The following is a 22840-nucleotide window of genomic DNA, read 5'->3' on the forward strand; positions in this document are numbered from 1 at the left end:
TGGAGCCACCCGCGACCGTGACGCTCTCGATCGGACGACGAATCCTCCTCGGCTTCTTTGCCGTCACGGTGGTGATCGTGGCGCTCGGCCTCTACGCGCTGGAGCAGATCGGGGCGGTGCGCGACACCACGGACGCGATCGTGCGGCGTGACATGACGGTGCTGCGCCAGCTCGACGATCTCGGGAACGAGGCCCGGGATCTCGGGATCCTGCGCCGCACTGCGGTGATCGCGATGCTGACGCAGTCTCAGTCTCAGCCTCAGCCTCAGGGGCAGCTGACCCGCACGGAGGACACGCTGGCGAAGTGGCGCCAGACCGCGACCCAGGTGGAGAACCGCCTCGCCGCCACGATTCAGCTCTCCAACGAGTACAGGGCCTTCTCGCCCTCCGCCGACCGCATCGCCGCCTGGGACCGCATCGCCGCGGCGGCGGGCGAGGTCCAGCGCGCCTTCCGCGAGGTCCGAAACCTGAGCGAGGCCCAGTTCGCCGCCATCCTCAAGCAGGACACGGCCGCCGTCGAGGCGCGCAACGACGAGATCACGCGCCTCCAGGTGCCCTTCCTGGAGGGGATCAAGAACCTGAGAACCCTGCTGGACGGCGGCATGGCCCTGGGCCAGCGCGCGGCACAGGACGTCTACGACCGCTCCCGCCTCTCGATCTATCTGACACTGGCGGCCGCCGTTCTCCTCGCGATCATCGTCACGTGGCTGATCAGCCGCGCGGTGGTGCGCCCGCTGGAGACGGTCATGGCGTTCGTGGCCCGTGTCGGCGAGGGCGATCTGTCGGGGCAGCTCGACGCGCGCGGTGGTGACGAGATCGGCCGCCTCGGCACGACGCTGAACGCGATGGTGGCGGGGCTGTCGGATCTCGCGCGCACCAACCGGGCCGCCACCGCCGACCTGAACGCAGCCGCGGCCGAGATCCGCGCCTCGGCGCAGGAGCAGGCGGCCTCGGTCGAGCAGCAATTCGCCGCCGTGCAGGAGACCGCCGCCACGGTCGACGAGATCACCCATTCGGGCGCGCAGATCAGCAAGCGCGCCACCGAGGTGATCGCCACCGCCCAGGCCACCGCCCAGACCTCCCGGCAGGGGCTGCGCGCCGTCTCGGACACTGCCAAAGCCATGGACGCGATCCGCGAGCAGGCCGAGGCGGTGGCCGGCAACATCGTCAGCCTGTCGGAGAAGACCCAGACGATCGGCGACATCATCGAGACGGTCAACGACATCTCGGAGCGCACGCACCTCTTGGCGCTCAACGCCGCGATCGAGGCGGCGGCGGCCGGCGAGAGCGGGCGCAGCTTCGCGGTGGTGGCCTCGGAGATGAAGCTGCTGGCCGACCAGGCGAAGGCGGCGACCGGCCAGGTGCGCGGGATCCTGGGCGAGATCCAGCGGGGCATCAACACGTCGGTGATGCTCACCGAGGAGGCGGTCAAGCGCGCCGCCGCCGGCAAGACGCGCTCGGACACGACGCAGCGGACCATCGAGGAGATCACCGCCCGGGTGGAGGAGAATGTCCAGACCTTCCAGCAGATCATCGCATCGACGAACCAGCAGCAGCTCGGCATCGAGCAGGTGATGGGCGCGCTCCAGAACATCCGGCAGGCCAGCCAACAGACGGCGGCCGGCACGCGGCAGGTTGAGACCGCCTCGGCCAACCTGACGGAGCTGGCCCAGGCGCTCATGGCCCTCGCCGAACGCTACCGGCACTGAGGCCGGCTGCGTCTTGGCCGAGGACATCCGCCAGCTCCTGCTCGCCGCCTTCGACGTCGAGCATCGCGAGCACGTCACGGCGATCCGCGGGGCGCTCGGCAGCGCCACGCCGGATTGGAACGACGTCTTTCGCCGTGCCCACAGCCTGAAAGGGGCGTCCCGGGCCGTCGATCTGCCGGCCGTGGAGGCGGTCGCCCACCGGCTTGAGACCCTGTTCGAGAGGGTGCGGACCGGCGCGACGGCCCTCGACCGCGATGCGGCGAACGCCGTCCACCTCGCCCTCGATCGCGTCGAGGCTTACGTCGCCGGGCTCAAGGATGGGGCCGGCCCGGAGATGCCGTCGGACGCCCTGACAGCGCTCGGCCGGGTCCTCGATCCGCCCGGCGCGGCGCAAGAGAGCGCCCCGGCTGCCGCCGAGCCGTCCAGACCGGCCGTCGATGTACCGGCCGCGGCGCCGGTTGCGGCCACCGCGAGCGCGCCGGCTGTCCAGAAGGCCGCGGCCGAGCCGGCCGATCCGGGCACGGCCTTCCTGCGCGTTCCCGGCGAAGCCGTAGACGCGATGGCCCGTGCGAGCCACGACCTCGCGAGCACCCTGGCGGCCCGGGCTCCCGCAGCCGAAAGCCTCGCCCGCCTCGCTCGCCGGCTCGCGACCTGCGCGCCGGCGCGGAGGCGCTCGCCGCCGAGGCGCCCACGGAGCAGCCGGGATTGCGCGCCTTCGCGGCTGAGGTCGGTTCCTTCGCCCGGGAGGCTGCGGAGCTGTCTCGCCGCCAAGCGGCCGCCACCAGCGCGATCGAGGGTGCCGCGTCCCGCGTCCGCGCGGCGGCCGAACGCTTGGCCCTGGTGCCGGCCGAGACGGTGCTTGCGCCCCTCGCCCGATCGCTCCGCGAGACCGCCCGCGAGCAGGGACGCGAGGTGGATCTCGACCTGCAGGGCCTCGATCTGCCGGTGGAGCGCGGCACGCTGCAGGTGCTGAAGGATCCGTTGCTGCACGCCCTGCGCAATGCCCTGAGCCATGGCTGGCAGACGCCGGAGGCCCGCCGCGCCGCCGGCAAACCCGAGGCGCTGGGCCTGGGACTCGATCTCGCCGTCCGCGGCTCGCGCCTGCAGGTCACGGTGTTCGGCGACGGGCCAGGGCCCGATCTCGCCCGGATCGAGGCCGTGGCGCGGGAGCGCGGCCTCCTCGCTCCCGAGAGTGCCGTCGGTGCGGAGCACTTGCTGCGCCTCGTGTTCGAGCCCGGCTTCTCGACGGCGGACGCCGTCGATACTCTGTCCGGGCGCGGATACGGCCTGTCGGTGGCGGCGGACGCGGCGCGCCAGCTCGCCGGCAGCGTGCGCCTCGAGCCGCGCGAGCCGGCCGGCACCGCCCTGGTCTTCAGCCTGCCGCTGTCGGCGGCCCGGCGCAGCCTGCTCCTGGTCGAGGCGGCCGGGCGTGTCTACGCGCTGCCGGGCGGCGCCGTGGAGCGCCTTCTGCGCCTGCGACGGACGGAGCTGCCGGTCGCGATGGGCCGTACGATGCTCCGGCTCGGCGAGGGCAAGGCCGCGACGAGCCACCCAGTCGTCGGCCTCGCTGAGATCCTTGGCCGGCCGGTGATCCGGCCGACCCCGAGATCCTCACGGCCGCGGTGCTGCGGGCCGGGGGCACCCGCCTGGCGCTGGCGGTCGACCGCCTGCACGACGTGCGCCCGCTCCTGGTCCTGCCGGCCCCCGATTTCGGAGCCGATCCCGAGCTCATCGCGGGTACCGCGGTGCTGCCCGGAGACGTCCCGGTGCTGGTCCTCGACCCGGACGGTCTCGCGGCGCGCGCGGCTGTCGCACCTTCTGCCGGAACGATGGGGCAGGCTCCACGTTCGGCGACTCACGAAGCGCCGCGCGCATCCGCGCGCGCGACGATCCTGGTCGCCGATGATTCGATCACCACCCGGACCTTGGAGAAGGGAATCTTGGAAGCCGCCGGCTACCGCGTGGTCGTCTGCGTCGACGGGCAGGATGCCCTCGACCGGCTGCGCGCCGAGATCGAGCCCGTGGACCTCGTCCTCGCCGACGTGGAGATGCCCCGCCTCGACGGGTTCGGCCTGATCCAGGCGCTGCGGGCCGACCCGCGATTCGCCCGCCTTCCGGCCATCCTGATGACATCCCGCGGCGACGCCGCCGACGTGGCACGGGGGCTTGATCTCGGCGCGGATGCGTACCTGACCAAGCAGAAGTTCGATCAGCGCCAGCTGCTCGACACGATCGGGCAACTCCTATGACGCCAGTTCGCGTGATGCTCGTGGAGGACAGCCTCGTGGTACGCGAGCTGCTGCGCCACATCGTCTCCCGCGATCCCCGGCTCGAGATCGTGGCGGCCGTCGCGTCCGGCGAGGAAGCGCTGGACAAGCTCCGGACCGTACGTCCGGACGTGATCTCGATGGATATCCGCCTCCCGGGGATCGATGGGCTGGAGACGACGCGCCGGATCATGGCCGAGCAGCCGACCCCGATCGTGGTGGTGGCGGATTCCGTGGAGGACTCGTCCCTCCGCATCTCCATGAACGCGCTGCGGGCCGGCGCCCTGTCGGTGGTGGAGAAGCCCGTAGCCACGACCCATGCCGGCTACGAGGCCGTGGCGGGCGAGATCTGCACGCAGCTGCGGATCATGGCCCAGGTTCCGGTGATCCGCCGCCGCCCGATCGGCACCGAGTGGGCCGGCCGCACCGCCTCCGTCGCGCAGGCGACCCCGGTCGAGATCCCCGGGCAGGCGCCGAGCCTTCTGGGGATCGGGGCTTCCACGGGCGGCCCCCCGGCCCTGGCGCGGGTGATCGGCGCGCTGCCCAAGGACTTTCCCCTGCCGGTTCTGGTTGTCCAGCACATGGGGCCGGCCTTCATGGACGGGTTCGCCAGCTGGCTCGACAGCGTCGTGACGCTGCCGGTCGGCTTGGCGCGGGATGGCGAGCGGGCCGAGCCCGGCCGCGTCTACGTCGCACCGGGGGATCGGCACCTCGAGATCGGGTCGGGCCGGATTCTCCGGGTGATCGACGCTGCGCCCGTCTCAGGCCAGCGGCCGGCCGCCACCATCCTGTTCCGCTCCATGGCACGGCAGGCCGGAGCGGCCGGAATCGGCGTGCTCCTGACCGGCATGGGCGAGGACGGCGCCGCAGGTCTCGCAGACATGCACCGGGCCGGCGCGCAGACGGTCGCGGAGCACGAGAGCACCGCGGTCGTCTATGGCATGCCTGCGGCCGCGGTACGGCTCGGCGCGGCCCGGTCGGTCCTTCCGCTGGACCGGATCGCCGACCACGTCCTGCGCCTGGTGGAACCGGGGGCGCGTCCGTGACGGCGGCCGAGGCCGGCGCCCCCGAGGGGCCCGCCCGGATCCTGCTGGTCGAGGATTCGGAGACGCAGGCGCTCGAACTGCGACTCCTGCTCGAGGCGCACGGTTTCGCGGTGGAGCGCTGTCCCTCCGCCGAGACGGCCCTCGATCACCTCAACCGCAGCCAGCCCGATCTCGTCGTGGCGGATTACCACCTGCCGGGCATGAACGGCGACGAGCTGATCCGGCAGATGCGCCTGTCGCTGCGCACCCGGGCCCTGCCGGTCCTGATGCTGACCGGCGGCAGCGGCGGCGAGCGTCAGGGGCTGGAGAGCGGCGCCGACGCCTATCTGCCGAAATCCGCCGACCGCGACCTGATGATCCTGCGCATCCGTGCCCTGATGCGCGAGCGCCGCTCGGCGAGCGACGGCGAAGGGCCGGGCGCGGCCGCCTTCCGCCGCGGGCGCATCCTGGTGATCGACGGCAGCGCCACCTACCGGACCTTCCTGTCCGGCCTGCTCGGCCAGGACGGGCATCACGTCGCCACGGCCGACGGGCCGGAGGCGGCCCTGGCCGCGCTGGACGCGGCCGACGGGACTGACGCGTTCGACTGCGTGACGGTCGATCTTCTCGGCCACGCCTATGACGGGCTCGCCCTGTGTCTTGCGATCAGCCAGCGGCGCGCGGGGCAGGCGGCGGGCGCCGGTTTCCACCTCGTGGCCATCGCCGGGAGCGATCCGGCCAAGGATTTCCTCGTCCAGGCCTACGCGGCGGGGGCGGATGACGTCGTCTCGAAGACCGATGCCGAGGTCCTTGCGCTCCGGGTGCGCGGGTTCGTACGCCGCCGGCTCCTGGAAGAGGATGACCGGCGCATTGCCGGCCAGTTCGGCGAGCGGGAGCGCGCCGTGGAGCGGGCCCGCGCCGAGGCCGAGGCGGCCGAGGCCCGGGCGCGGCTCGCCGACGCCCTGGAGCAGGCGAACCGCGACCTCGCCGACGCCAACCGCCAGCTGACCGACGCGCAGTCCAAGCTCGTCCAGGCCGCCAAGATGGCCTCGCTGGGCGAGCTGGTCGCCGGCATCGCCCACGAGATCAACAATCCTCTCGCCTTCATCCTGGCCCATCAGGGCACGGTGGAGCGTCTGCTCGGCGAGTTGCCCGACGCGGCGCCGGACGCGGCCGCCCGCGCCATCGACAAGGCCCGGCAGCGGGTGGGCTCGATGCGGATGGGGCTGACCCGCATCCAGGACCTCGTTCTGAACCTCCGGAAGTTCTCGCGCCTCGACGAGGGCGAGCGTGCTCTCGTCAACGTGCCGGAGGCGATCGACACCGTGCTGGCCCTGATCCAGCACAAGCTCGGCGACCGGATTGTTGTCGAGCGTACCTTCGCGGGCAGGCCCGAGATCCACTGCACCCCGGCACTGCTCAATCAGGTGGTGATGAACATCCTGGGCAATGCCGCCGACGCGATGCCGGAGGGCGGCACGATTCGCATCGTCACCGAATCGGCCCCGGATGTTGACGAGATCCGCATCAGCGATACTGGTCCTGGCATACCGGAGACGTTACGCGAGAAGATCTTTGAGCCCTTCTTCACGACAAAGCCGGTGGGATCGGGAACTGGACTTGGTCTTGCGATTGCCTACAGCGTCGTTCAGGCGCATAGCGGCTCGCTCACCGTGGAGACGGCCCCGGGTGGGGGAGCCTGCTTCGTGATCGGGATTCCGCGGCAGGCGGCCAGTGCATGAGTGACAGTACGGCAGGTGTAGGGACGATCCTGGCCGTCGATGACGAGCCGGATATCCTGATCGCCCTGGAGGACCTGTTCGAGGAGTCCTACCGGGTGCTGACGACCTCGCGCCCTGCCGAGGCGCTGGAGATCCTGCGCGCGGAGCCCGACATCGCCGTGGTGGTGTCCGACCAGCGCATGCCGGGCCTGACCGGCGACGCGCTGCTCGCCGAAGCGCGCACCTTCCACGATGCGCAGGCGATCCTGCTCACCGGCTACGCCGACATCACGGCGGTGATCGCCGCCCTCAATCGCGGCGGGATCGTCGGATACGTGACGAAACCCTGGGATGCGGGCCTGCTGCGCTCCACGGTTCGGCAGGCCTTCGAGCGGCACCAACTCGGACGGGACCTCGCCACCGAGCGGGCGCTTCTCCGGGGTCTGCTCGACCACGCTCAGGACGCGATCAGCTTCAAGGACGCGGACGGCCGGTTCGTGCGGCTGAACGCCCGCAAGGCAGCCCTCCTCCATCACGACATCGCCGCCTGTCTGGGACGGCGCGAGGCCGAGCTGCTCGGCGCGAAGGCCGGGCCGGTGACGGCGGCGGACGAGGCCGCGATCCGCTCCGGCGCGGTGGCCGAGAGCCTGATCAGCGACGGCCCGACGGGCGCCGAGCAGTGGAGCCACGTGACGCGGGTGCCGATTCGCGACGCGAGCGGCGCGATCAGCCATCTCGCGGTGATCGAGCGCGACGTGACCGAGCAGCGGACTCTTGAGGCGCGCCTGCGCCAATCCGACAAGATGCAGGCCCTCGGAACGCTGGCGGGCGGCATCGCGCACGACTTCAACAACCTGCTGACCGCGATCCTCGGCAGCCTGGAACTCGCCGGTCCGAAGATTGCCGATCAGCCGCGGGTCCAGCGCCTGATCGAGAACGCCCGCGGGGCCGCGGAGCGCGGCGCGTCCTTGACGAAGCGTCTCCTCAGCTTCAGCCGTGCGCACGACCTGCAGGCCCGGGCCGTGGACGTGAACGGCCTGATCACCGGGATGAGCGACCTGTTCGGACGCAGCCTCGGCGGCCTCGTCACCGTGCGAACCGACCTGGAGGACGGCCTCTTGGCGGTTCAGGTCGATCCGGACCAGCTCGAACTCGCCGTGCTCAACCTCTGCATCAACGCCCGGGACGCGATGCCGGACGGCGGCACCATCACGGTGGCGACGCGGCGGCTCAACATCAGCGGCGATCCGGAAATCGCCGACGGCAGCTATCTCGGCATCAGCGTCACCGATGAGGGCACCGGCATCCCCGAAGACATCCTGCGCCGGGTCTGCGAACCGTTCTTCACGACCAAGGCCGTGGGCCAGGGAACCGGGCTCGGCCTCGCCATGGTCTTCGGGCTGGCGCAACAGTCGAAAGGTCGGCTGGTGATCGACAGCGAGGTCGGCAAGGGGACGCGCGTCGAGCTGGCCCTGCCCTTCGCCGACCAAGCTCCCGAGCAGGCTGCCGAGGAGGCCGGCGCAGCTCCGGTCGCCGGGCGCCGGGCCCGCATCCTCATCGCCGATGACGATCCGCAGGTGCGGCACGTGACGGCCTCGTTCCTGACGGGCTTCGGGCACAGCACCACCGAGGCGGCCGACGGCGAGGCCGCGCTCAGAAGTCTCCGGCACGACCGCTTCGACATGGTCGTGGCCGATCTGGCCATGCCCGGCATGAGCGGGATCGAGCTGGCGGCCGAGATCCGCGGCAGGCTGCCGGGTCTTCCCGTCCTGATCCTGACCGGTCATGCCGAGGCCATGCAGATCCCCGAGGATCTGCCGGTTCTCTCCAAGCCGTTCCGCTCGGCCGATCTGGCCGCCCGGGTGGCCACGTTGCTCGACGGCTCAACCGGGCAAGCTGGCTGACCGGGCCCGGGAACCGACCGGTTGCCGGCTCATTGAACCTACGTGGGGCCCGCGGGCCCCGGGTTACGATGAGGAGGTGGACCATGAGCAATCACGGCATCTTCCCGCGCCGCAGGCGTGACAATGACCCGGACCAGGACGGTCCACCGGACGCGTATCAGCAGGGATAGGGGTTTTCGGAGCGCGGCGCGGTCGAGTTCCCGGCCCGTCCGATACGGGCCGCCAGGGCGAGCTCCCGCAACCATCCAAGACGTGGACCCTGCTGCAGACCCGTCGGCGCGAGCCGACGGGTTTTTTGTGATCAGCGCACCGTCATCGCGAGCGCAGGAGGCGACCAGGCGATCCGCACAGTCAGTCGGCATGGCGATGGCTGGATTGCTTCGCGGCCCGCGCACAGACGAGAAGCCAAAAAGCGAGAAGCCGCCCCGGAGGATCCGGGACGGCTTCTCAAACGACAGGGACGTAGGAACGCCCGGTCGGGATCAGGCGGCTTCGGCGACCTGGCTCGGGCCGGAATCCTTGCCGCGGGCCTCGACGTCGCGGTCGGCGAACTCGATCACGGCGAGCGGGGCATTGTCACCCTGACGGAAGCCGGCCTTCATGATGCGGCAGTAACCGCCCGGGCGGCCCTTGTAGCGCGGGCCGAGCACCGTGAAGAGCTTCTTGACCATGTCGGCGTCGCGCAGCTGCGCCATCGCCAGACGGCGGGTGTGCACGCTGTCGATCCGGCCAAGCGTGATCAGCTTCTCGGCGACCGGACGCAGGTCCTTGGCCTTCGGCAGCGTGGTGATGATCTGCTCGTGCTTGATCAGCGCGGCGGACATGTTGGCGAACATCGCCTTGCGGTGTTCGGCGGTGCGGTTGAAACGACGGCCGCGATAACCGTGACGCATGGTGCTGGCTTCCTTCTGGTCTCGGCCGCCGTGCCACGGTACGGCCGGGTGCCCTGAGCGCAGGGCGGTTGATTCCGAATGACCCCGCGGCGGGGACTCCAACCCGAAACCCTCATCCTGAGGTGACCGCGTCAGCGGGCCTCGAAGGAGGGCTCCGGAAGGTGCTGCGATCCCTGGAGGCTCCCTTCGGGGCCTCCGCTGCGCTCCGGCACCTCAGGATGAGGGCGGAGCGGGGGAACGAGCGACCTAGTAATGCTCCTCGAAGCGCTTGGCGAGGTCCTCGATGTTCTCCGGCGGCCAGCCGGGGATGTCCATGCCGAGGTGCAGGCCCATGCCGGCGAGCACTTCCTTGATCTCGTTGAGCGACTTGCGGCCGAAGTTCGGGGTCCGCAGCATCTCGCCCTCGGACTTCTGGATGAGGTCGCCGATGTAGACGATGTTGTCGTTCTTCAGGCAGTTCGCCGAACGGACCGACAGCTCCAGCTCGTCGACCTTCTTGAGCAGCGCCGGGTTGAAGGGCAGCTGCGGCGCGAGCGGCGCGGCCTCTTCCTTGCGCGGATCCTCGAAGTTCACGAAGACCTGCAGCTGGTCCTGGATGATGCGCGCCGCGTAGGCCAGCGCATCCTCCGGCGAGACCGCGCCGTTGGTCTCGACCGTCATGGTCAGCTTGTCCTTGTCGAGGTCCTGGCCCTCGCGGGTCGTCTCGACGCGGTAGCTGACCTTGGTCACCGGGGAGAACAGCGAGTCAACCGGGATCAGGCCGATCGGGGCGTCCTCGGGACGGTTGCGCTCGGCCGGGACGTAGCCCTTGCCGGTGGCGACCGTGAACTCCATCCGGATCTCGGCGCCGTCGTCCAGCGTGCAGATCACGAGGTCGGGATTCAGGATCTGGATGTCGCCGACCGTACCGATGTCACCGGCGGTGACGAGGCCCGGGCCGGTCTTGCGCAGGGTCATGCGCTTCGGCGCGTCCGTCTGCGAGCGGATCGCGATGGTCTTGATGTTGAGGACGATGTCGGTGACGTCCTCGCGCACGCCCGGGATCGATGAGAACTCGTGCAGCACGCCGTCGATCTGCACCGAGGTCACGGCCGCGCCCTGGAGCGACGACAGGAGCACCCGGCGCAGGGCGTTGCCCAGCGTCGTGCCGAAGCCGCGCTCCAGCGGCTCGGCGACGACCGTGGCGACCCGCTTGGGGTCGTCGCCGGTCGTGACCTGCAGCTTGTTCGGCTTGATCAGTTCCTGCCAATTCTTCTGAATGACCACGATCCTACCTCTCGTCCTTGCCCGGGATCCGCGACGACCGTCCCCGCGCTTCGGCCGTCCGGCGCCGCCCCCTGGCGCCCCGAACGGTCCCTGAATGTCTGTCCGCCGCTACTCGCCGCCGACCCACAGCACCGGCACGAAGCTGTAGCCAGCCCCGTCCCGGTCCACGTAGCCGAGCGCCGGGAATTCGAGATGGCCGCCGGCGATGAGCGTCCGCTCGCTTGCCACCTCGTCCAGGATCCGCTTGCGCGTCTCCCGTGCTTGGTCGCCGTCGACGTCGAAGCCGACGCCGGCCTCCGGGTTCTTGAACTGGATCGCCGGCAGGTGCACCACGTCGGTCCACATCATCAGCGACTGTCCACCGGAGACGATGCGGAAACCGCAATGGCCCGGCGTGTGGCCGGGCAGAGGGACCGCCGTGATCCCCGGAAGAACCTCGCCGCCTCGGTGCTCGCGCACCTTGCCGGCATAGGGCGCGAGCGCCTTGCGGGCGCCCTCGAAATAGGGCTTCGCGGCGTCCGGCGCTTGGGCCAGGGCCTCGTCCGGAAGCCAGTGCGCCGCCTCGTCGGCGTGCAGCACGATCTCGGCATTCGGGTAGCGCGCCGCGCCGTCCTTCACGAGACCGCCGACATGGTCGGGGTGCAGGTGGCTGACGAGCACCGTGCCGATCTCCTCCGGCTTGACGCCGGTGAGCGCCAGCGCCGCGCCGGCCCGGCCGAGGGTCGGTGCCGGCGCGAGGTCGCCGTAGCCCGTGTCGATCAGGGTCGGCTTGAGGCCGGGACCCGTGATCAGGAAGGCGTTCAGCGTGATCTTGGGCTGCTCGGTGCGGAAGCCCGCCAGCTGAAGCCGCCCGGCCTCTTCCTTGGAGATGCCCGTGACGAGATCGAGGCTGGCCTGAAACCAGCCGTCGTTGAGCGCGGTGACCGTGAGGTCGCCGAGGTTCCAACGCAGCACGCCCGGAAGCGGCTTCGATCCCGTCATAAGCTTCTCCGTCACAAGGCTTCGATCAGACGCGGCGGCGCTTGCGCGGCCGGCAGCCGTTATGCGGGATCGACGTCACGTCGCGGATCGAGGTCACCGTGAAGCCCGCGGCCTGGAGGGCGCGGAGCGCCGACTCACGGCCCGAACCCGGACCCGACACCTCGACCTCGAGGGTGCGCATGCCGTGCTCGGACGCCTTGCGGGCGGCATCCTCGGCGGCGACCTGAGCGGCGTACGGCGTCGACTTGCGCGAGCCCTTGAAGCCCATCGCGCCGGCGGACGACCACGAGATCGTGTTGCCCTGCGCATCCGTGATGGTGATCATCGTGTTGTTGAACGAGGCGTTCACGTGAGCGACGCCCGACACGATGTTCTTGCGCTCGCGGCGGCGGACGCGTTGCGGTTCCTTGGCCATCTGTTCTCACTCTTCCTTCAGGCACGCCCGTAACACCAGGCGCTCGGGATTCTTTTGGGACTTGGCCGGAGCGCCCGTTCGGGGCGGTCGGGCCGGCGCCGGGTCCGTTGTGGGACACCTGGCGCGATGGGAAGGAGGCCGAGCTGAGCACGGCCTCCCAGTTCCAAAAAATTACTTCTTCTTGCCGGCGATCGGCTTCGCCTTACCCTTGCGGGTGCGGGCGTTGGTGTGGGTGCGCTGGCCGCGGACCGGGAGCTGCTTGCGGTGACGCAGGCCGCGATAAGCGCCGAGATCCATCAGGCGCTTGATGTTCATCGAGACTTCGCGGCGCAGGTCGCCCTCGGCGATGTAGTCGCGGTCGATCGTCTCGCGGATCGAGAGAACCTCGGCGTCGGTCAGCTGGTTGACCCGGCGCTCGGCGGGGATGTTCACCTTCTGGGCGATCTCCTCGGCCTTCTTGGCACCGATGCCGTGAATGTACTGAAGCGCGATGACGACGCGCTTGTTGGTCGGGATATTGACGCCTGCAATACGGGCCACGATCACTCTCCATGTCGGGCCCGAGGATCCGGGCCGGTGTCGTGCGCGTCCGGTGGAGGCCGGCCCCTGCGCACGTGAAACGACGACGCGGCCCGCGGGCGGCCCTGGACAGGGCACCTCGGACCATCGTTCGGTTGGACGAAGGAGGGCCTGCTAGCGCGCGGAAGGCCCGATGTCAACGTGGTATGCTCGGTTCGACGTGCCGCCCTGCGTCACGCCCCGGGCCCGGAGGCGCGCGATCGAGGAGTTTGGATGTCCCTGCTGACCAGCGATGGTGCGACCCTGCGGGCCTTCGCCGATGCCGTCCTGCGGGAAGCCGCCGAGACCCTGGACGAGGTCGTCCCCGTGACGCTGGCGGTGATCGGCGGCGTGCTCGCCGAAGCAGAGCCCGGATCCGTCGCGGTGCAGGGCGCGGATCACGGGCCGGTCCTGCTCTGGGCCACGTTCGCGGGCCGCCGCATGGTGTTCCGCTACAACGTCATGACCGCCATGATCGAGCTGCGCGAGGACACTCCCGAGGGCTATCCGCTCCGTCTGTTCGGCCATCGCTCCCTGGCGATGGACGTGGTCAACTTCTTCGGCACCCTGCGCCGCGAGGGACGGCTCTGAACCGCACCTCTCAGCGGAAGCCCTGATTCCGAAACCGGCAGTAGCTGCCCAGATCCTGGTAGCCGCCCGGGCAGCGGCGGACGCAGGCGCCGGCAGCGAACTTGAGGGGCGGCCGGCAGGCGTGACGGAACCGCTTCTGCCCGTACACGAAGGACTGGGCTGGGCTCTGCGCCGCGGCCGGAAGGGCCGGCAGCGCGACCGCGAGGCTGAGGACAACCGTCGTGACGACGAGGCGCAGGGTCATGGTCCTTCCGATCGGTGCTGCGCCAATCAACCGGCCGAGCCCGCGAGAGGTTCAGGATTGAGAGCGATCCAATCGCCGCCGGCCGCGATCATCCTGACGGCGCCCGCCGCAAGGAGAGCTTCGCCTCCCAATCCAGCGTTGCGCCCCCATCCGGCCCGCAGCGGACCGGCACCTCAACAGGTGCTCAGGACGTCACACGCTCCTCGTGCGGCTCGAGCACCGACATCAGGTCGGCCGTGACCTTGTCGATCGGCTGCATGCCGTCGACGGTCTTCAGCATGCCCTTCTGGGCATAGTAGGCCGAGAGCGGCGCGGTCTGGGCGCGATAGGCTTCCAGGCGCTGCTTGAACACTTCCGGGGTATCGTCCTTCCGCACGGCCTGGCCACGGGCCAGGGTCTCTGCCGCGCGCTTCTCGATCCGGCCGACGAGGGCGTTCTCGTCCACCTTCAGCTCGATGACGGTGGAGAGGCTCAAGCCCTTGCTGGCGAGCATCTCGGACAATGCCTCGGCTTGAGCGACCGTGCGCGGGAAGCCGTCGAGGATGAAGCCGCGGCGGGCATCGGGTTCCTCGATCCGGTCGGCCACGATGCCGACCACGATCCGGTCCGAAACGAGGCCGCCCGATTCCATCACGGCCTTGGCCTCAAGGCCGACCGGCGTGCCCGCCGCCACCGCCGCCCGGAGCATGTCGCCGGTCGAGAGCTGCGGGATGCCGAAGCGCTGCACGATCCGCTCGGATTGCGTCCCCTTCCCCGCACCGGGCGGCCCGAGCAGAATGATACGCATGGCGTTGTCCTCGTTCGGCCCGGTCGCTTCGGGCTCAAGCCGCGGTGGCGAAGCCTCCCTGGCATCGCCGGATTTAAGAATTTCTAGCTGGTCCCGAGCGCGGAAACACTCGGACCTTTGGGCCAGAGACGGGAGGATGCTTGGCTTCGTCCCGCCTCTGTATCAGCCTCAACGGCGGCGTTGCGTGGTCGACGCGCCACGCAGCTTGGCCTTCTTCACGAGGCCCTCGTACTGGTGGGCCATCAGGTGCCCGTGGATCTGCGCCACCGTGTCCATCGTGACCGAGACCACGATCAGCAGCGACGTGCCGCCGAAGCCGAGGCTCGCGGCCGCGTAGGACGAGAGGATCTCCGGGCACAGGCAGACGAGCGTCAGGTACAAGGCGCCGATCACCGTGATGCGGGTCAGCACCTTGTCGATGAAGGCCGCGGTGCGCTCGCCCGGACGGATGCCCGGGATGAAGCCGCCATGCTTCTTCAGGTTGTCGGCCGTCTCCTGCGGATTGAAGACGACGGCGGTGTAGAAGAACGTGAAGAAGATGATCAGCGCCGCGTACAGCACCATGAACAGGGGCGTGCCGTGGCCGAGATAGGCCGTGACCGTGCCGAGCCAGCCGGTCGCGCCGCCATTGGCGGAGAAGCTCGCGGCCGTGGCCGGCAGGAGCAGCAGCGAGGAGGCGAAGATCGGCGGGATCACGCCGGACGTGTTGAGCTTGAGCGGCAGGAACGAGGTCTGTCCCTCGTACATGCGGTTGCCGACCTGGCGCTTCGGGTAGTTGATCAGCAGCCGGCGCTGGGCCCGCTCCATGAACACGATGAAGTAGACCAGCGCCACCGCGGCGACGCCGACACCCAGGATGATCGCCGGCGACAGCGCGCCGGTGCGGCCGAGCTCGAGTGCGCCCGCGATCGCCACCGGCAGGTGGGCGACGATGCCGGCAAAGATGATCAGCGACGAACCGTTACCGATGCCGCGCGAGGTGATCTGCTCGCCGAGCCACATCAGGAACAGGGTCCCGCCGGTCAGCGTGATCACCGTCGAGGCCAAGAAGAACGGGCCCGGATCGATGGCGGCCGAGGAGCCCTGCAGTCCGATCGCGATGCCCCAGGACTGGACCAGCGCCAGCACCACCGTCAGGTAGCGGGTGTACTGGTTGATGACCTTGCGGCCGGACTCACCCTCCTTCTTCAGCGCCTCCAGGCTCGGGATCACCGAGGTCAGGAGTTGCACGATGATCGAGGCCGAGATGTACGGCATGATGTTCAGGGCGAAGATCGCCATGCGCTCGACGGCGCCGCCCGAGAACATGTTGAACAGGCCCAGCACGCCGCCCGACTGCTGCTGGAAGTTCCGAGCGAACTGCTCCGGATCGATGCCGGGAATCGGGATGTACGTGCCCAGCCGGAACACCACGAGGGCGCCGAGCGTGAACCAGATGCGCTTCTTCAGCTCATCGGCCTTGGCGATCGCACCGAAGTTGAGGTTGGCGGCAAGCTGCTCGGCGGCTGAGGCCATAAGCGTCGCGTCCTGGACATGTGCCGGGCGGTCGGGCCCGGATGAAACGAAAAACGGCGGCCCGCGTGGTCGCAGGGCCGCCGCTCGAAGGATCGGCTTAAAGGGTGCGCGGAGCCCGTGCAACGGGTCCCCGAGATCGCACCCTCCGCGCTCCCGTCAGGCCGTGGCCGCCTCGCTGCCGCCGCGGGTGGAGGCACCCTGGGCGTAGACGGTGCTGACCGAGCCGCCGGCCTTCTCGACCGCCTCGACGGCGGACTTGGAGGCGCGGGTGACCTCGAAGCTGAGCTTCGCGGTGAGCTCGCCGACGCCGAGCAGCTTCACGCCGTCGCGGGGACGGGCGATGATGCCGGCATCGACCAGGCTCTGCACCGTCACGGTGGCAGCCTTGTCGAGCTTGCCGGCGTCGACCGCCTCCTGGATCCGGCCGAGGTTCACCTCGTTCAGATCCTGAGCGTAGAGGTTGTTGAAGCCGCGCTTCGGCAGGCGACGATGCAGCGGCATCTGACCGCCCTCGAAGCCCTTGATGGCAACGCCGGTCCGGGCCTTCTGACCCTTCACGCCGCGGCCTGCGGTCTTGCCCTTGCCGGAGCCGATGCCCCGGCCAACGCGCATCCGGTCCTTGGTGGCGCCGGGATTGTCGCTGATCTGGTTGAGCTTCATCGGGACCTCCTCACGCCACGTCGCCGTGGACGCGCACGAGGTGCGCAACCTTGCGGATCATGCCGCGCACGGAGGGGGTATCCTCCAGCTCGGACACGCGGTGGAGCTTGTTGAGCTTGAGGCCGATCAGCGTCTGGCGCTGGCTGGCCTCGCGGCGGATCGGCGAGCCGATCTGCTCGATGCGGACGGTCTTCTGTGCCATCGGACCCTCCCCTTACGCGACTGCGGCTTCGGACTGGTCGGCCGGGTCGGCATCGCGGCGACGCGACTGGAGCGTCGACACCTTGATGCCGCGGCGGGCCGCCACGGAGCGCGGGCTGTCCTCGTTCTTGAGCGCCTCGAAGGTGGCGCGCACGAGGTTGTAGGGGTTCGAGGAACCCAGCGACTTGGCGACGACGTCCTGCATGCCGAGCGTCTCGAACACGGCGCGCATCGGGCCGCCGGCGATGATGCCGGTACCCTGCGGGGCCGCGCGGAGGATCACCTTGCCGGCGCCATGACGACCGTTGACGTCGTGGTGCAGGGTCCGGCCCTCGCGGAGCGACACCCGGATCAGGCCGCGCTTCGCAGCCTCGGTCGCCTTGCGGATCGCTTCCGGCACCTCACGGGCCTTGCCGTGGCCGAAGCCGACGCGGCCCTTCTGGTCGCCGACGACGACGAGGGCAGCGAAGCCGAAGCGACGGCCACCCTTCACCACCTTCGCGACGCGGTTGATGTGGACGAGCTTGTCCACGAACTCGCTGTCGCGCTCCTCGCGATCCTCGCGGCGGCCGCGGCCCCCGCCTTCACGTTCACGTGCCATGTTTCTACCTGTTCATCTCACTGGCGCAGGCGGCGGGCCTGCTCGCTCGATTTCGTCTGCGGAAAGCGGCGCACCGCTCTCCTCCGCCGTTTCTGTCGTCATCCCGGGTCCGCGCAGCGGAGCCCGAGATCCAGACCCTCGGCGGTGCAGATCCTGCCGCGCCGAGGGTCTGGTTTCCGGGCTCGCCTGCGGCGCCCCGGAATGACGGGGTTCGGTGGAACCCGATCAGAACTCCAGGCCACCCTCGCGGGCGGCCTCCGCCACGGCAGCGACGCGGCCGTGGTAGATGTAGCCGGAGCGGTCGAAGATCACCTTCGTGACGCCCGCGGCCTTGGCGCGCTCGGCGACCAGCTTGCCCACCGCCTTGGCGGCGGAGACGTCGGCGCCGGTCTTCAGTTCGCCCTTGAGCGCCTTGTCGATCGGCGAGGCGGAGGCCAGCGTCTTGCCGGCGACGTCGTCGATGACCTGCACGTAGATCTGCTTCGGCGAGCGGAACACCGAGAGCCGCGGACGGCCATTGGCGGCCGCCCGCAGCGCGCGGCGGACGCGCGCCTTGCGGCGATCGAGGGCTTCGAGCTTGCGAGACATGATGCCCTCCTTACTTCTTCTTGCCTTCCTTGCGGAAGATGAACTCGCCCGCATACCGCACGCCCTTGCCCTTGTAGGGCTCGGGTCCGCGGTAATCACGGATCTCGGCGGCGACCTGACCGACCTGCTGGCGGTTGATCCCGGAGATCGTGATCTCGGTGGGCTTCGGGGTCGCGATCGTGATCCCGGCCGGGATCTCGTACTCGATGTCGTGGCTGTAGCCGAGCGACAGCTTGAGGGCCTTGCCGGCCATCGCCGCACGATAGCCGACGCCCGTGATCTCGAGCTTCTTCTCGAAGCCCTTCGACACACCCTCGGCGATGTTGGCGATCTGCGCCCGCGACGTGCCCCAGAGGGAGCGCGCCGGCTTGGACTGGTTGATCGGCTCGACCGAGATCGCGCCGTCCTTCAGGGCCACGTTGACGAGGGCGGGAACGACGAACGACAGCTCGCCCTTCGAACCCTTCATCTTCACGGTTTGACCCGTGACGGTGGCGGTAACGCCCGCCGGTACGGGGACCGGCTTCTTGCCTACGCGAGACATGGGATAACCTCCTCCGTCCCGATCAGAACACGGTGCAGAGCACTTCACCGCCGACGTTGCGCTCGCGCGCCTCGTGGTCGGCCATGACGCCCTGCGGGGTGGAGACGATGGTGACGCCGAGGCCGTCGGCCACGTGCGGCAGCTCGCCGACCGACGAGTAGACCCGGCGGCCCGGCTTCGAGACGCGCTTGATCTCGCGGATCACCGGGCGCCCGTCATAGTACTTGAGCTCGATGGCGAACTCGGTGCGGCCGTTGCCGAGGTCGGTCGCCGCGTAATCGCGGATGTAGCCCTCAGACTTCAGCACGTCGAGGACGCTGGCGCGCAGGCGCGAGCCGGGCGTCTGGACGACGTTGCGACGGCGCAGCTGGCCGTTGCGGATGCGGGTGAGCATGTCGCCCACGGGATCGTTAACCATGGGGACCTCCTTACCAGCTCGACTTGACCAGGCCGGGGATCAGGCCCCGGTTGCCAAGCTCGCGCAGCGCCACGCGCGAGATGCCCATCTTGCGGTAGTAGGCGCGCGGACGGCCGGTCATGCCGCAGCGATTGCGGATGCGGGTGGCCGACGAGTTGCGCGGCAGTTCCGCGAGCTTGAGGCGCGCCTCGAAGCGCTCCTCCATCTCGAGGGCGTCGTTGTTGGCGATCTCGAGGAGCGCCTTCCGCTTGGCCGCGAAGCGCTTCACCAGCGCCTTGCGGGCCTCGTTCTTCTCGACTGAGCTTTTCTTCGACATGTGGTCTATCTCCGGTGTCCGCGTCTGAAGCCCGAAAGCTTCACTGCCGGAACGGGAACTTGAAGGCGGCGAGAAGGGCCTTGGCCTCGGCATCGGTCTTGGCGGTGGTCGCCACGACGATGTCCATGCCCCAGGTCTGCTCGGCCTTGTCGTAGGAAATCTCCGGGAACACGAGGTGCTCCTTGAGACCCAGCGCGTAGTTGCCGCGGCCGTCGAACGAGCGCGGGTTCAGGCCGCGGAAGTCACGCACGCGCGGCAGCGCGATGGTGATCAGCCGGTCCATGAACTCGTACATGCGCTGCTTGCGCAGGGTCACCTTGCAGCCGATCGGCATGCCCTCGCGGACCTTGAAGGTCGCGATGGCCTTGCGGGCCTTGGTGATGACCGGCTTCTGGCCGGCGATGAGGGCGAGGTCCCCCGCAGCCACGGAGGCCTTCTTCGAGTCCGCGGTGGACTCGCCTACGCCCATGTTGATCACGATCTTGGTGATCTGCGGCACTTCCATGGGGTTCTTGTAGCCGAACTCTTCGATCAGCTTCTGGCGAACCACTTCCTCGTAATGCTTGCGCAGACGAGGGGTGTAGGCGTTCTTGTCGGCCTCAGCCATCGATCTGATCCCCCGTGGTCTTGGCGAACCGGACCTTGCGCCCGTCTTCGAGGATGCGGAAACCCACGCGGGTCGGCTTGCCATTGGCGTCGGCGACCGCGATGTTCGAGAGCTGGATGGCGGCCTCCTTGGAGATGATGCCGCCTTCCTGGTTCTGGGTCTGCTTCTGGTGCTTCTTAACCGGTTGATGCCGCGCACGAAGGCCCGGCCTTCCTTCGGCACAACCTGGATGACCTCGCCGGAGCGACCCGAGTCGCGGCCGGTGAGCACGACGACCGTGTCGCCCTTCTTGATTTTGGCAGCCATTACAGCACCTCCGGAGCCAGGGAGATGATCTTCATGTGGTTGCGGGCGCGCAGCTCGCGCGGCACCGGTCCGAAGATGCGGGTGCCGATCGGCTCCTTCTGATTGTTGATCAGAACGGCCGCGTTCTTGTCGAAACGGATGACCGAACCGTCGGCGCGTTTCACGTCCTTGGCGGTGCGGACGACGACCGCCTTCATGACGTCGCCCTTCTTGACGCGACCGCGCGGGATCGCCTCCTTGACGGAGACGACGATGACGTCGCCCACGCCGGCATACTTGCGCTTCGACCCGCCGAGAACCTTGATGCACATCACACGGCGTGCACCCGAGTTGTCGGCGACGTCCAGATTCGTCTGCATCTGGATCACGTGCGTGACTCCTTGTTTCAGGCGGGTTTCCGCACACGGGCGGTATTGCCCGGCGGACGACGCCTGATGGGGACCTGATGTCCCCGGCTCATGTGTTCGACCGCGCTGGCGGTGTCTTGGGACACCGGCGCGGTCACCGCGTTCACAGGGTGCGAGCACCCATCGGGAATGTCGCGAAGGCCGGGCGGATACTACGGACCGTCGGCAATGGCAAGCCGAGCGGCGCGATTTCTCATAGCCACAGGTGCGAAACGGGGGCGCTCGAGGGCCGTCTGGGACGGCACGGAAAGGCTGCTCTCACGCAGAACGACCGGCGCGCCTCTCGGCACGCCGGTCGCAAGCCGCACGAAGAGGCTGGAATCAGGCCGGCTGGCCGGCAGATTCGAACAGGAAGCCGTCGAGGCTCGGGATGGTGACGGCTCCGCCGCAGGCGGGCTTCGACAGGCGCCAGGGGCGCTCCGCGCGGGCCCGGATCGCCTCGGACGGACGGAGCCGGCGCACGGTGCCGTCGTCGGCCATCTCCTCGATCGCCAGGAAGCCGTAGACCTGCAGGCGCGAAGCCGTCAGCTTCATCGTGCGATCCTCCGCCGCGACGATCAGGCTGCCGGTGGCGTAGACCGCGTCGAGGAGCGAACGCTGCTCGCTGCGACGGCGGTTGCGCGCCTCGCGCTCGCCGGGCGCCTGGACGGGAACCGCCCGTCGGAACGGCACGACGTTGCTGACCGCGACGCAACCCATACGCAACATCCTCGACCCGAACCCATGGCGACCTGCCGGCCACCCGATGATCGCGACGTTTCGACGGTTCGCTTTAATCTTCCGTAGACCGTGACGGCGCCCCCCTGCCCCGATCCGGCACGCCGCTTCGCGCCAGCTCGGCAGGATGTGCCGAGTCGCGTTTCTGGCCGGTCAGGCTTTGGTGACGGAACGCGAGCCCCGCGCCAGCCGGGACGCCAACGCGTCGAGGGCGGCGCACAGGCCGGCGTAGACGGCCCCGACGAAGAGGAAGATCTCGGCCGGGTAGACCATGGCGCGATTGTTCACCTGCGCGGCCACGAGGGACAGCTCGGGCACGCCGATCACGTAGGCGAGCGACGTGTCCTTGATGAGCGCGGTCCATTGATTGACGAAGGACGGCGCCATGGCGCGCAGCGCCTGCGGCAATACGATGAAGCGCAGGATCCGCCAGCGGCCGAAGCCGAGCGCCAGGCCTGCCTCCCACTGGCTGCGGCCGATGCTCTCGATGCCCGCCGCAACCCCGTAGGACAAGTAGGCACCCCCGACCAGCGACAGCGCCACGACAACGGTGCCCATCTCGGGAACCGAGACACCGAACAGGATCGGCAGAAGGAAGTAGCTCCAGAAGATCAGCATCACGATCGGCACGGCGCGGAAGAACCCGAGGGCCAGGGTGAGCGCGCCTCGGGCCGTCCCCGTGCTCATCGCCAAGCCGATTCCCAGGACGAGTCCGAGCCCAGCCGAGGCGAGACCGGACAGGCCGGAGAGAATCAGCGTCAGCGCCAGTCCGCCGACCGGCCCGTAGGGCCACGCGCCGAGCAGCAGGTAGCCGAGATTGTCGCCGATGATCGCGAGGTTCACCGGCGCCGTCCCGCCGGATGATGGCGTCGGGCCAGAACCTGCCCCGCCGCTTCCACCGCGGCGACGGCGCCGACATAGAGCAGCGTCGCGAGGCCGAAGGCCTGGAACGTCTTGAACGTCTCGGTCTCGACTTGCCGGGACGCGTAGGACAGCTCGGCAAGGCCGATCGTCATGGTCAACGACGTGTTCTTGATCGTGTTGAGATACTGGCCGACGATCGGCAGCCACGCGATGCGCAGGGCCTGCGGCAGCACGATGTGGCGGAACGCCTGGACCGGCGTGAAGCCGAGGGCGAGGGCCGCCTCCCGCTGGCCGGGACGGACGCCGTTGATGCCGGCGCGGCCCTCTTCGGCGATGTAGGCGGCCGCGTAGAGCGTCAGCCCGCAGGACCCGGCCACCGTCTCGTAGGTGGGCCAGTGCAGTGCGCCGACGCCCAGCTCCAGGCGGTGCGGCGTGTTCAGCCAGACGGTCAGCCTGAGCGGCAGGAGAGCGGCGACCGCGAAGTACCAGACGAAGAGTTGAACGAGCAGCGGCGTGTTGCGAATGAGGCCGGTGCCGGCGGACACGACCCACCGTGCCGACGGGCTGCCCGCTTCCCGCAGGCAGCACGCCGAGAGGCCCAGGACCGTGCCGGCAACGCACACGGCGGCCGACAGGGCCAGGGTGACCCCGAAGCCCTGCAGCAGCCATACGAGATAGTGCGGCGCCAGGAGGTCGCCGAACAGTTCAGCGGAGAGCTGGGTCACCTCTACCGCC

Annotated in this window: 27 protein-coding genes and 2 pseudogenes; 8 read left to right on the forward strand and 21 right to left on the reverse strand. The window is 69.4% G+C overall.

What is annotated here, in order from left to right; all coding sequences use genetic code 11:
• The first annotated feature begins 17 nt into the window (after positions 1-17).
• From M6G65_RS11900 to M6G65_RS11930, 7 genes and pseudogenes are all read left to right on the forward strand, one after another.
• Positions 18-1709 carry a methyl-accepting chemotaxis protein gene (locus M6G65_RS11900; protein ID WP_250103963.1) on the forward strand — a complete coding sequence of 564 codons (1692 nt, stop codon included), beginning with the start codon at positions 18-20 and terminating at the stop codon, positions 1707-1709.
• Between the two features lie 13 nt (positions 1710-1722).
• A complete protein-coding gene (locus tag M6G65_RS11905; RefSeq protein ID WP_250103964.1) occupies positions 1723-2682 on the forward strand; it encodes an Hpt domain-containing protein in 960 nt (319 codons plus the stop codon).
• A pseudogene (locus M6G65_RS11910) lies at positions 2676-3038 on the forward strand (ATP-binding protein); the annotation flags it as partial. The gene M6G65_RS11905 and the pseudogene M6G65_RS11910, both read left to right, overlap by 7 nt.
• 293 nt (positions 3039-3331) lie before the next feature.
• Positions 3332-3958, forward strand: a complete 627-nt coding sequence (locus M6G65_RS11915; RefSeq protein ID WP_250103965.1) for a response regulator — start codon at positions 3332-3334, stop codon at positions 3956-3958.
• A complete protein-coding gene (gene cheB, locus M6G65_RS11920; RefSeq protein WP_238199884.1) occupies positions 3955-5022 on the forward strand; it encodes a chemotaxis-specific protein-glutamate methyltransferase CheB in 1068 nt (355 codons plus the stop codon). The genes M6G65_RS11915 and cheB overlap by 4 nt, the downstream gene beginning before the upstream one ends.
• The gene (locus M6G65_RS11925; RefSeq protein ID WP_238199885.1) at positions 5019-6743 is read left to right on the forward strand and encodes a response regulator; all 1725 of its coding nucleotides are present in this window, start codon (positions 5019-5021) and stop codon (positions 6741-6743) included. Before cheB ends, M6G65_RS11925 begins: the two co-directional genes overlap by 4 nt.
• Positions 6740-8626 carry a response regulator gene (locus M6G65_RS11930; RefSeq protein WP_250103966.1) on the forward strand — a complete coding sequence of 629 codons (1887 nt, stop codon included), beginning with the start codon at positions 6740-6742 and terminating at the stop codon, positions 8624-8626. Before M6G65_RS11925 ends, M6G65_RS11930 begins: the two co-directional genes overlap by 4 nt.
• A gap of 482 nt (positions 8627-9108) precedes the next feature.
• Here M6G65_RS11930 and rplQ read toward each other — a convergent pair whose 3' ends face one another.
• From rplQ to rpsM, 5 genes are all read right to left on the reverse strand, one after another.
• On the reverse strand, positions 9109-9519 hold the full coding sequence (gene rplQ, locus M6G65_RS11935; protein WP_250103967.1) for a 50S ribosomal protein L17: 411 nt from the start codon (positions 9517-9519) through the stop codon (positions 9109-9111).
• A gap of 246 nt (positions 9520-9765) precedes the next feature.
• Positions 9766-10785, reverse strand: coding sequence for a DNA-directed RNA polymerase subunit alpha (locus tag M6G65_RS11940; RefSeq protein ID WP_010686165.1), 1020 nt, complete (start codon positions 10783-10785; stop codon positions 9766-9768).
• A 108-nt stretch (positions 10786-10893) separates the two neighbouring features.
• Entirely contained in the window at positions 10894-11766 is an 873-nt protein-coding gene (locus tag M6G65_RS11945; protein WP_238199888.1) for an MBL fold metallo-hydrolase, read from the reverse strand.
• 25 nt (positions 11767-11791) lie between these two features.
• Positions 11792-12181, reverse strand: coding sequence for a 30S ribosomal protein S11 (rpsK, locus tag M6G65_RS11950; RefSeq protein WP_007557606.1), 390 nt, complete (start codon positions 12179-12181; stop codon positions 11792-11794).
• A gap of 171 nt (positions 12182-12352) precedes the next feature.
• Complete coding sequence (gene rpsM, locus M6G65_RS11955) at positions 12353-12721, reverse strand: 30S ribosomal protein S13 (protein ID WP_250103968.1); 369 nt, start codon at positions 12719-12721, stop codon at positions 12353-12355.
• 252 nt (positions 12722-12973) lie between these two features.
• On the opposite strand from rpsM, the gene M6G65_RS11960 reads away from it, so the two are divergent.
• Positions 12974-13330 (forward strand): hypothetical protein, encoded by a 357-nt coding sequence (locus tag M6G65_RS11960; RefSeq protein WP_238199890.1) that lies wholly within the window; start codon positions 12974-12976, stop codon positions 13328-13330.
• Positions 13331-13340: 10 nt separating this feature from the next.
• Here M6G65_RS11960 and M6G65_RS11965 read toward each other — a convergent pair whose 3' ends face one another.
• From M6G65_RS11965 to M6G65_RS12040, 16 genes and pseudogenes are all read right to left on the reverse strand, one after another.
• Positions 13341-13574: a hypothetical protein gene (locus M6G65_RS11965; RefSeq protein ID WP_238199891.1), complete on the reverse strand. Its 234-nt coding sequence runs from the start codon at positions 13572-13574 to the stop codon at positions 13341-13343.
• 184 nt (positions 13575-13758) lie between these two features.
• The gene (locus M6G65_RS11970; protein WP_238199892.1) at positions 13759-14361 is read right to left on the reverse strand and encodes an adenylate kinase; all 603 of its coding nucleotides are present in this window, start codon (positions 14359-14361) and stop codon (positions 13759-13761) included.
• Between the two features lie 168 nt (positions 14362-14529).
• On the reverse strand, positions 14530-15876 hold the full coding sequence (gene secY, locus M6G65_RS11975) for a preprotein translocase subunit SecY (protein WP_043387379.1): 1347 nt from the start codon (positions 15874-15876) through the stop codon (positions 14530-14532).
• A 156-nt stretch (positions 15877-16032) separates the two neighbouring features.
• The gene (rplO, locus tag M6G65_RS11980) at positions 16033-16536 is read right to left on the reverse strand and encodes a 50S ribosomal protein L15 (protein WP_238199893.1); all 504 of its coding nucleotides are present in this window, start codon (positions 16534-16536) and stop codon (positions 16033-16035) included.
• Positions 16537-16546: 10 nt separating this feature from the next.
• On the reverse strand, positions 16547-16738 hold the full coding sequence (gene rpmD, locus M6G65_RS11985) for a 50S ribosomal protein L30 (protein WP_020096280.1): 192 nt from the start codon (positions 16736-16738) through the stop codon (positions 16547-16549).
• A gap of 12 nt (positions 16739-16750) precedes the next feature.
• On the reverse strand, positions 16751-17338 hold the full coding sequence (gene rpsE / locus M6G65_RS11990; protein WP_012319173.1) for a 30S ribosomal protein S5: 588 nt from the start codon (positions 17336-17338) through the stop codon (positions 16751-16753).
• Positions 17339-17563: 225 nt separating this feature from the next.
• A complete protein-coding gene (gene rplR, locus M6G65_RS11995) occupies positions 17564-17926 on the reverse strand; it encodes a 50S ribosomal protein L18 (RefSeq protein ID WP_250103969.1) in 363 nt (120 codons plus the stop codon).
• A gap of 10 nt (positions 17927-17936) precedes the next feature.
• Entirely contained in the window at positions 17937-18470 is a 534-nt protein-coding gene (gene rplF, locus M6G65_RS12000; protein WP_250103970.1) for a 50S ribosomal protein L6, read from the reverse strand.
• Positions 18471-18492: 22 nt separating this feature from the next.
• Positions 18493-18888, reverse strand: coding sequence for a 30S ribosomal protein S8 (gene rpsH, locus M6G65_RS12005; RefSeq protein ID WP_010686178.1), 396 nt, complete (start codon positions 18886-18888; stop codon positions 18493-18495).
• A gap of 10 nt (positions 18889-18898) precedes the next feature.
• The gene (gene rpsN, locus M6G65_RS12010) at positions 18899-19204 is read right to left on the reverse strand and encodes a 30S ribosomal protein S14 (protein WP_010686179.1); all 306 of its coding nucleotides are present in this window, start codon (positions 19202-19204) and stop codon (positions 18899-18901) included.
• 40 nt (positions 19205-19244) lie between these two features.
• Positions 19245-19811 (reverse strand): 50S ribosomal protein L5, encoded by a 567-nt coding sequence (gene rplE / locus M6G65_RS12015; RefSeq protein WP_192711551.1) that lies wholly within the window; start codon positions 19809-19811, stop codon positions 19245-19247.
• Positions 19804-20117 (reverse strand): annotated as a pseudogene (gene rplX / locus M6G65_RS12020) (50S ribosomal protein L24). Before rplX ends, rplE begins: the two are co-directional and overlap by 8 nt.
• Positions 20117-20485: a 50S ribosomal protein L14 gene (rplN, locus tag M6G65_RS12025; RefSeq protein ID WP_010686182.1), complete on the reverse strand. Its 369-nt coding sequence runs from the start codon at positions 20483-20485 to the stop codon at positions 20117-20119. Before rplN ends, rplX begins: the two are co-directional and overlap by 1 nt.
• 360 nt (positions 20486-20845) lie before the next feature.
• The gene (locus tag M6G65_RS12030) at positions 20846-21223 is read right to left on the reverse strand and encodes a hypothetical protein (RefSeq protein WP_238199897.1); all 378 of its coding nucleotides are present in this window, start codon (positions 21221-21223) and stop codon (positions 20846-20848) included.
• A gap of 171 nt (positions 21224-21394) precedes the next feature.
• Positions 21395-22084: an amino acid ABC transporter permease gene (locus M6G65_RS12035; RefSeq protein ID WP_238199899.1), complete on the reverse strand. Its 690-nt coding sequence runs from the start codon at positions 22082-22084 to the stop codon at positions 21395-21397.
• Positions 22081-22830: an amino acid ABC transporter permease gene (locus M6G65_RS12040; RefSeq protein ID WP_238199901.1), complete on the reverse strand. Its 750-nt coding sequence runs from the start codon at positions 22828-22830 to the stop codon at positions 22081-22083. The genes M6G65_RS12035 and M6G65_RS12040 overlap by 4 nt, the downstream gene beginning before the upstream one ends.
• Positions 22831-22840: the final 10 nt, after the last annotated feature.

This window comes from Methylobacterium tardum (genome assembly GCF_023546765.1).
Classification (GTDB): domain Bacteria; phylum Pseudomonadota; class Alphaproteobacteria; order Rhizobiales; family Beijerinckiaceae; genus Methylobacterium; species Methylobacterium tardum.

Coding starts and splice junctions, on each gene's coding strand:
- cheB (WP_238199884.1), top strand. CDS start 3,955: ATGACGCCAGTTCGCGTGATGCTCGTGGAGGACAGCCTCGTGGTACGC.
- M6G65_RS11930 (WP_250103966.1), top strand. CDS start 6,740: ATGAGTGACAGTACGGCAGGTGTAGGGACGATCCTGGCCGTCGATGAC.
- rplQ (WP_250103967.1), bottom strand. CDS start 9,519: ATGCGTCACGGTTATCGCGGCCGTCGTTTCAACCGCACCGCCGAACAC.
- M6G65_RS11945 (WP_238199888.1), bottom strand. CDS start 11,766: ATGACGGGATCGAAGCCGCTTCCGGGCGTGCTGCGTTGGAACCTCGGC.
- rpsK (WP_007557606.1), bottom strand. CDS start 12,181: ATGGCCAAGGAACCGCAACGCGTCCGCCGCCGCGAGCGCAAGAACATC.
- M6G65_RS11960 (WP_238199890.1), top strand. CDS start 12,974: ATGTCCCTGCTGACCAGCGATGGTGCGACCCTGCGGGCCTTCGCCGAT.
- M6G65_RS11965 (WP_238199891.1), bottom strand. CDS start 13,574: ATGACCCTGCGCCTCGTCGTCACGACGGTTGTCCTCAGCCTCGCGGTC.
- M6G65_RS11970 (WP_238199892.1), bottom strand. CDS start 14,361: ATGCGTATCATTCTGCTCGGGCCGCCCGGTGCGGGGAAGGGGACGCAA.
- secY (WP_043387379.1), bottom strand. CDS start 15,876: ATGGCCTCAGCCGCCGAGCAGCTTGCCGCCAACCTCAACTTCGGTGCG.
- rplO (WP_238199893.1), bottom strand. CDS start 16,536: ATGAAGCTCAACCAGATCAGCGACAATCCCGGCGCCACCAAGGACCGG.
- rpmD (WP_020096280.1), bottom strand. CDS start 16,738: ATGGCACAGAAGACCGTCCGCATCGAGCAGATCGGCTCGCCGATCCGC.
- rpsE (WP_012319173.1), bottom strand. CDS start 17,338: ATGGCACGTGAACGTGAAGGCGGGGGCCGCGGCCGCCGCGAGGATCGC.
- rplR (WP_250103969.1), bottom strand. CDS start 17,926: ATGTCTCGCAAGCTCGAAGCCCTCGATCGCCGCAAGGCGCGCGTCCGC.
- rplF (WP_250103970.1), bottom strand. CDS start 18,470: ATGTCTCGCGTAGGCAAGAAGCCGGTCCCCGTACCGGCGGGCGTTACC.
- rpsH (WP_010686178.1), bottom strand. CDS start 18,888: ATGGTTAACGATCCCGTGGGCGACATGCTCACCCGCATCCGCAACGGC.
- rpsN (WP_010686179.1), bottom strand. CDS start 19,204: ATGTCGAAGAAAAGCTCAGTCGAGAAGAACGAGGCCCGCAAGGCGCTG.
- rplE (WP_192711551.1), bottom strand. CDS start 19,811: ATGGCTGAGGCCGACAAGAACGCCTACACCCCTCGTCTGCGCAAGCAT.
- M6G65_RS12030 (WP_238199897.1), bottom strand. CDS start 21,223: ATGGGTTGCGTCGCGGTCAGCAACGTCGTGCCGTTCCGACGGGCGGTT.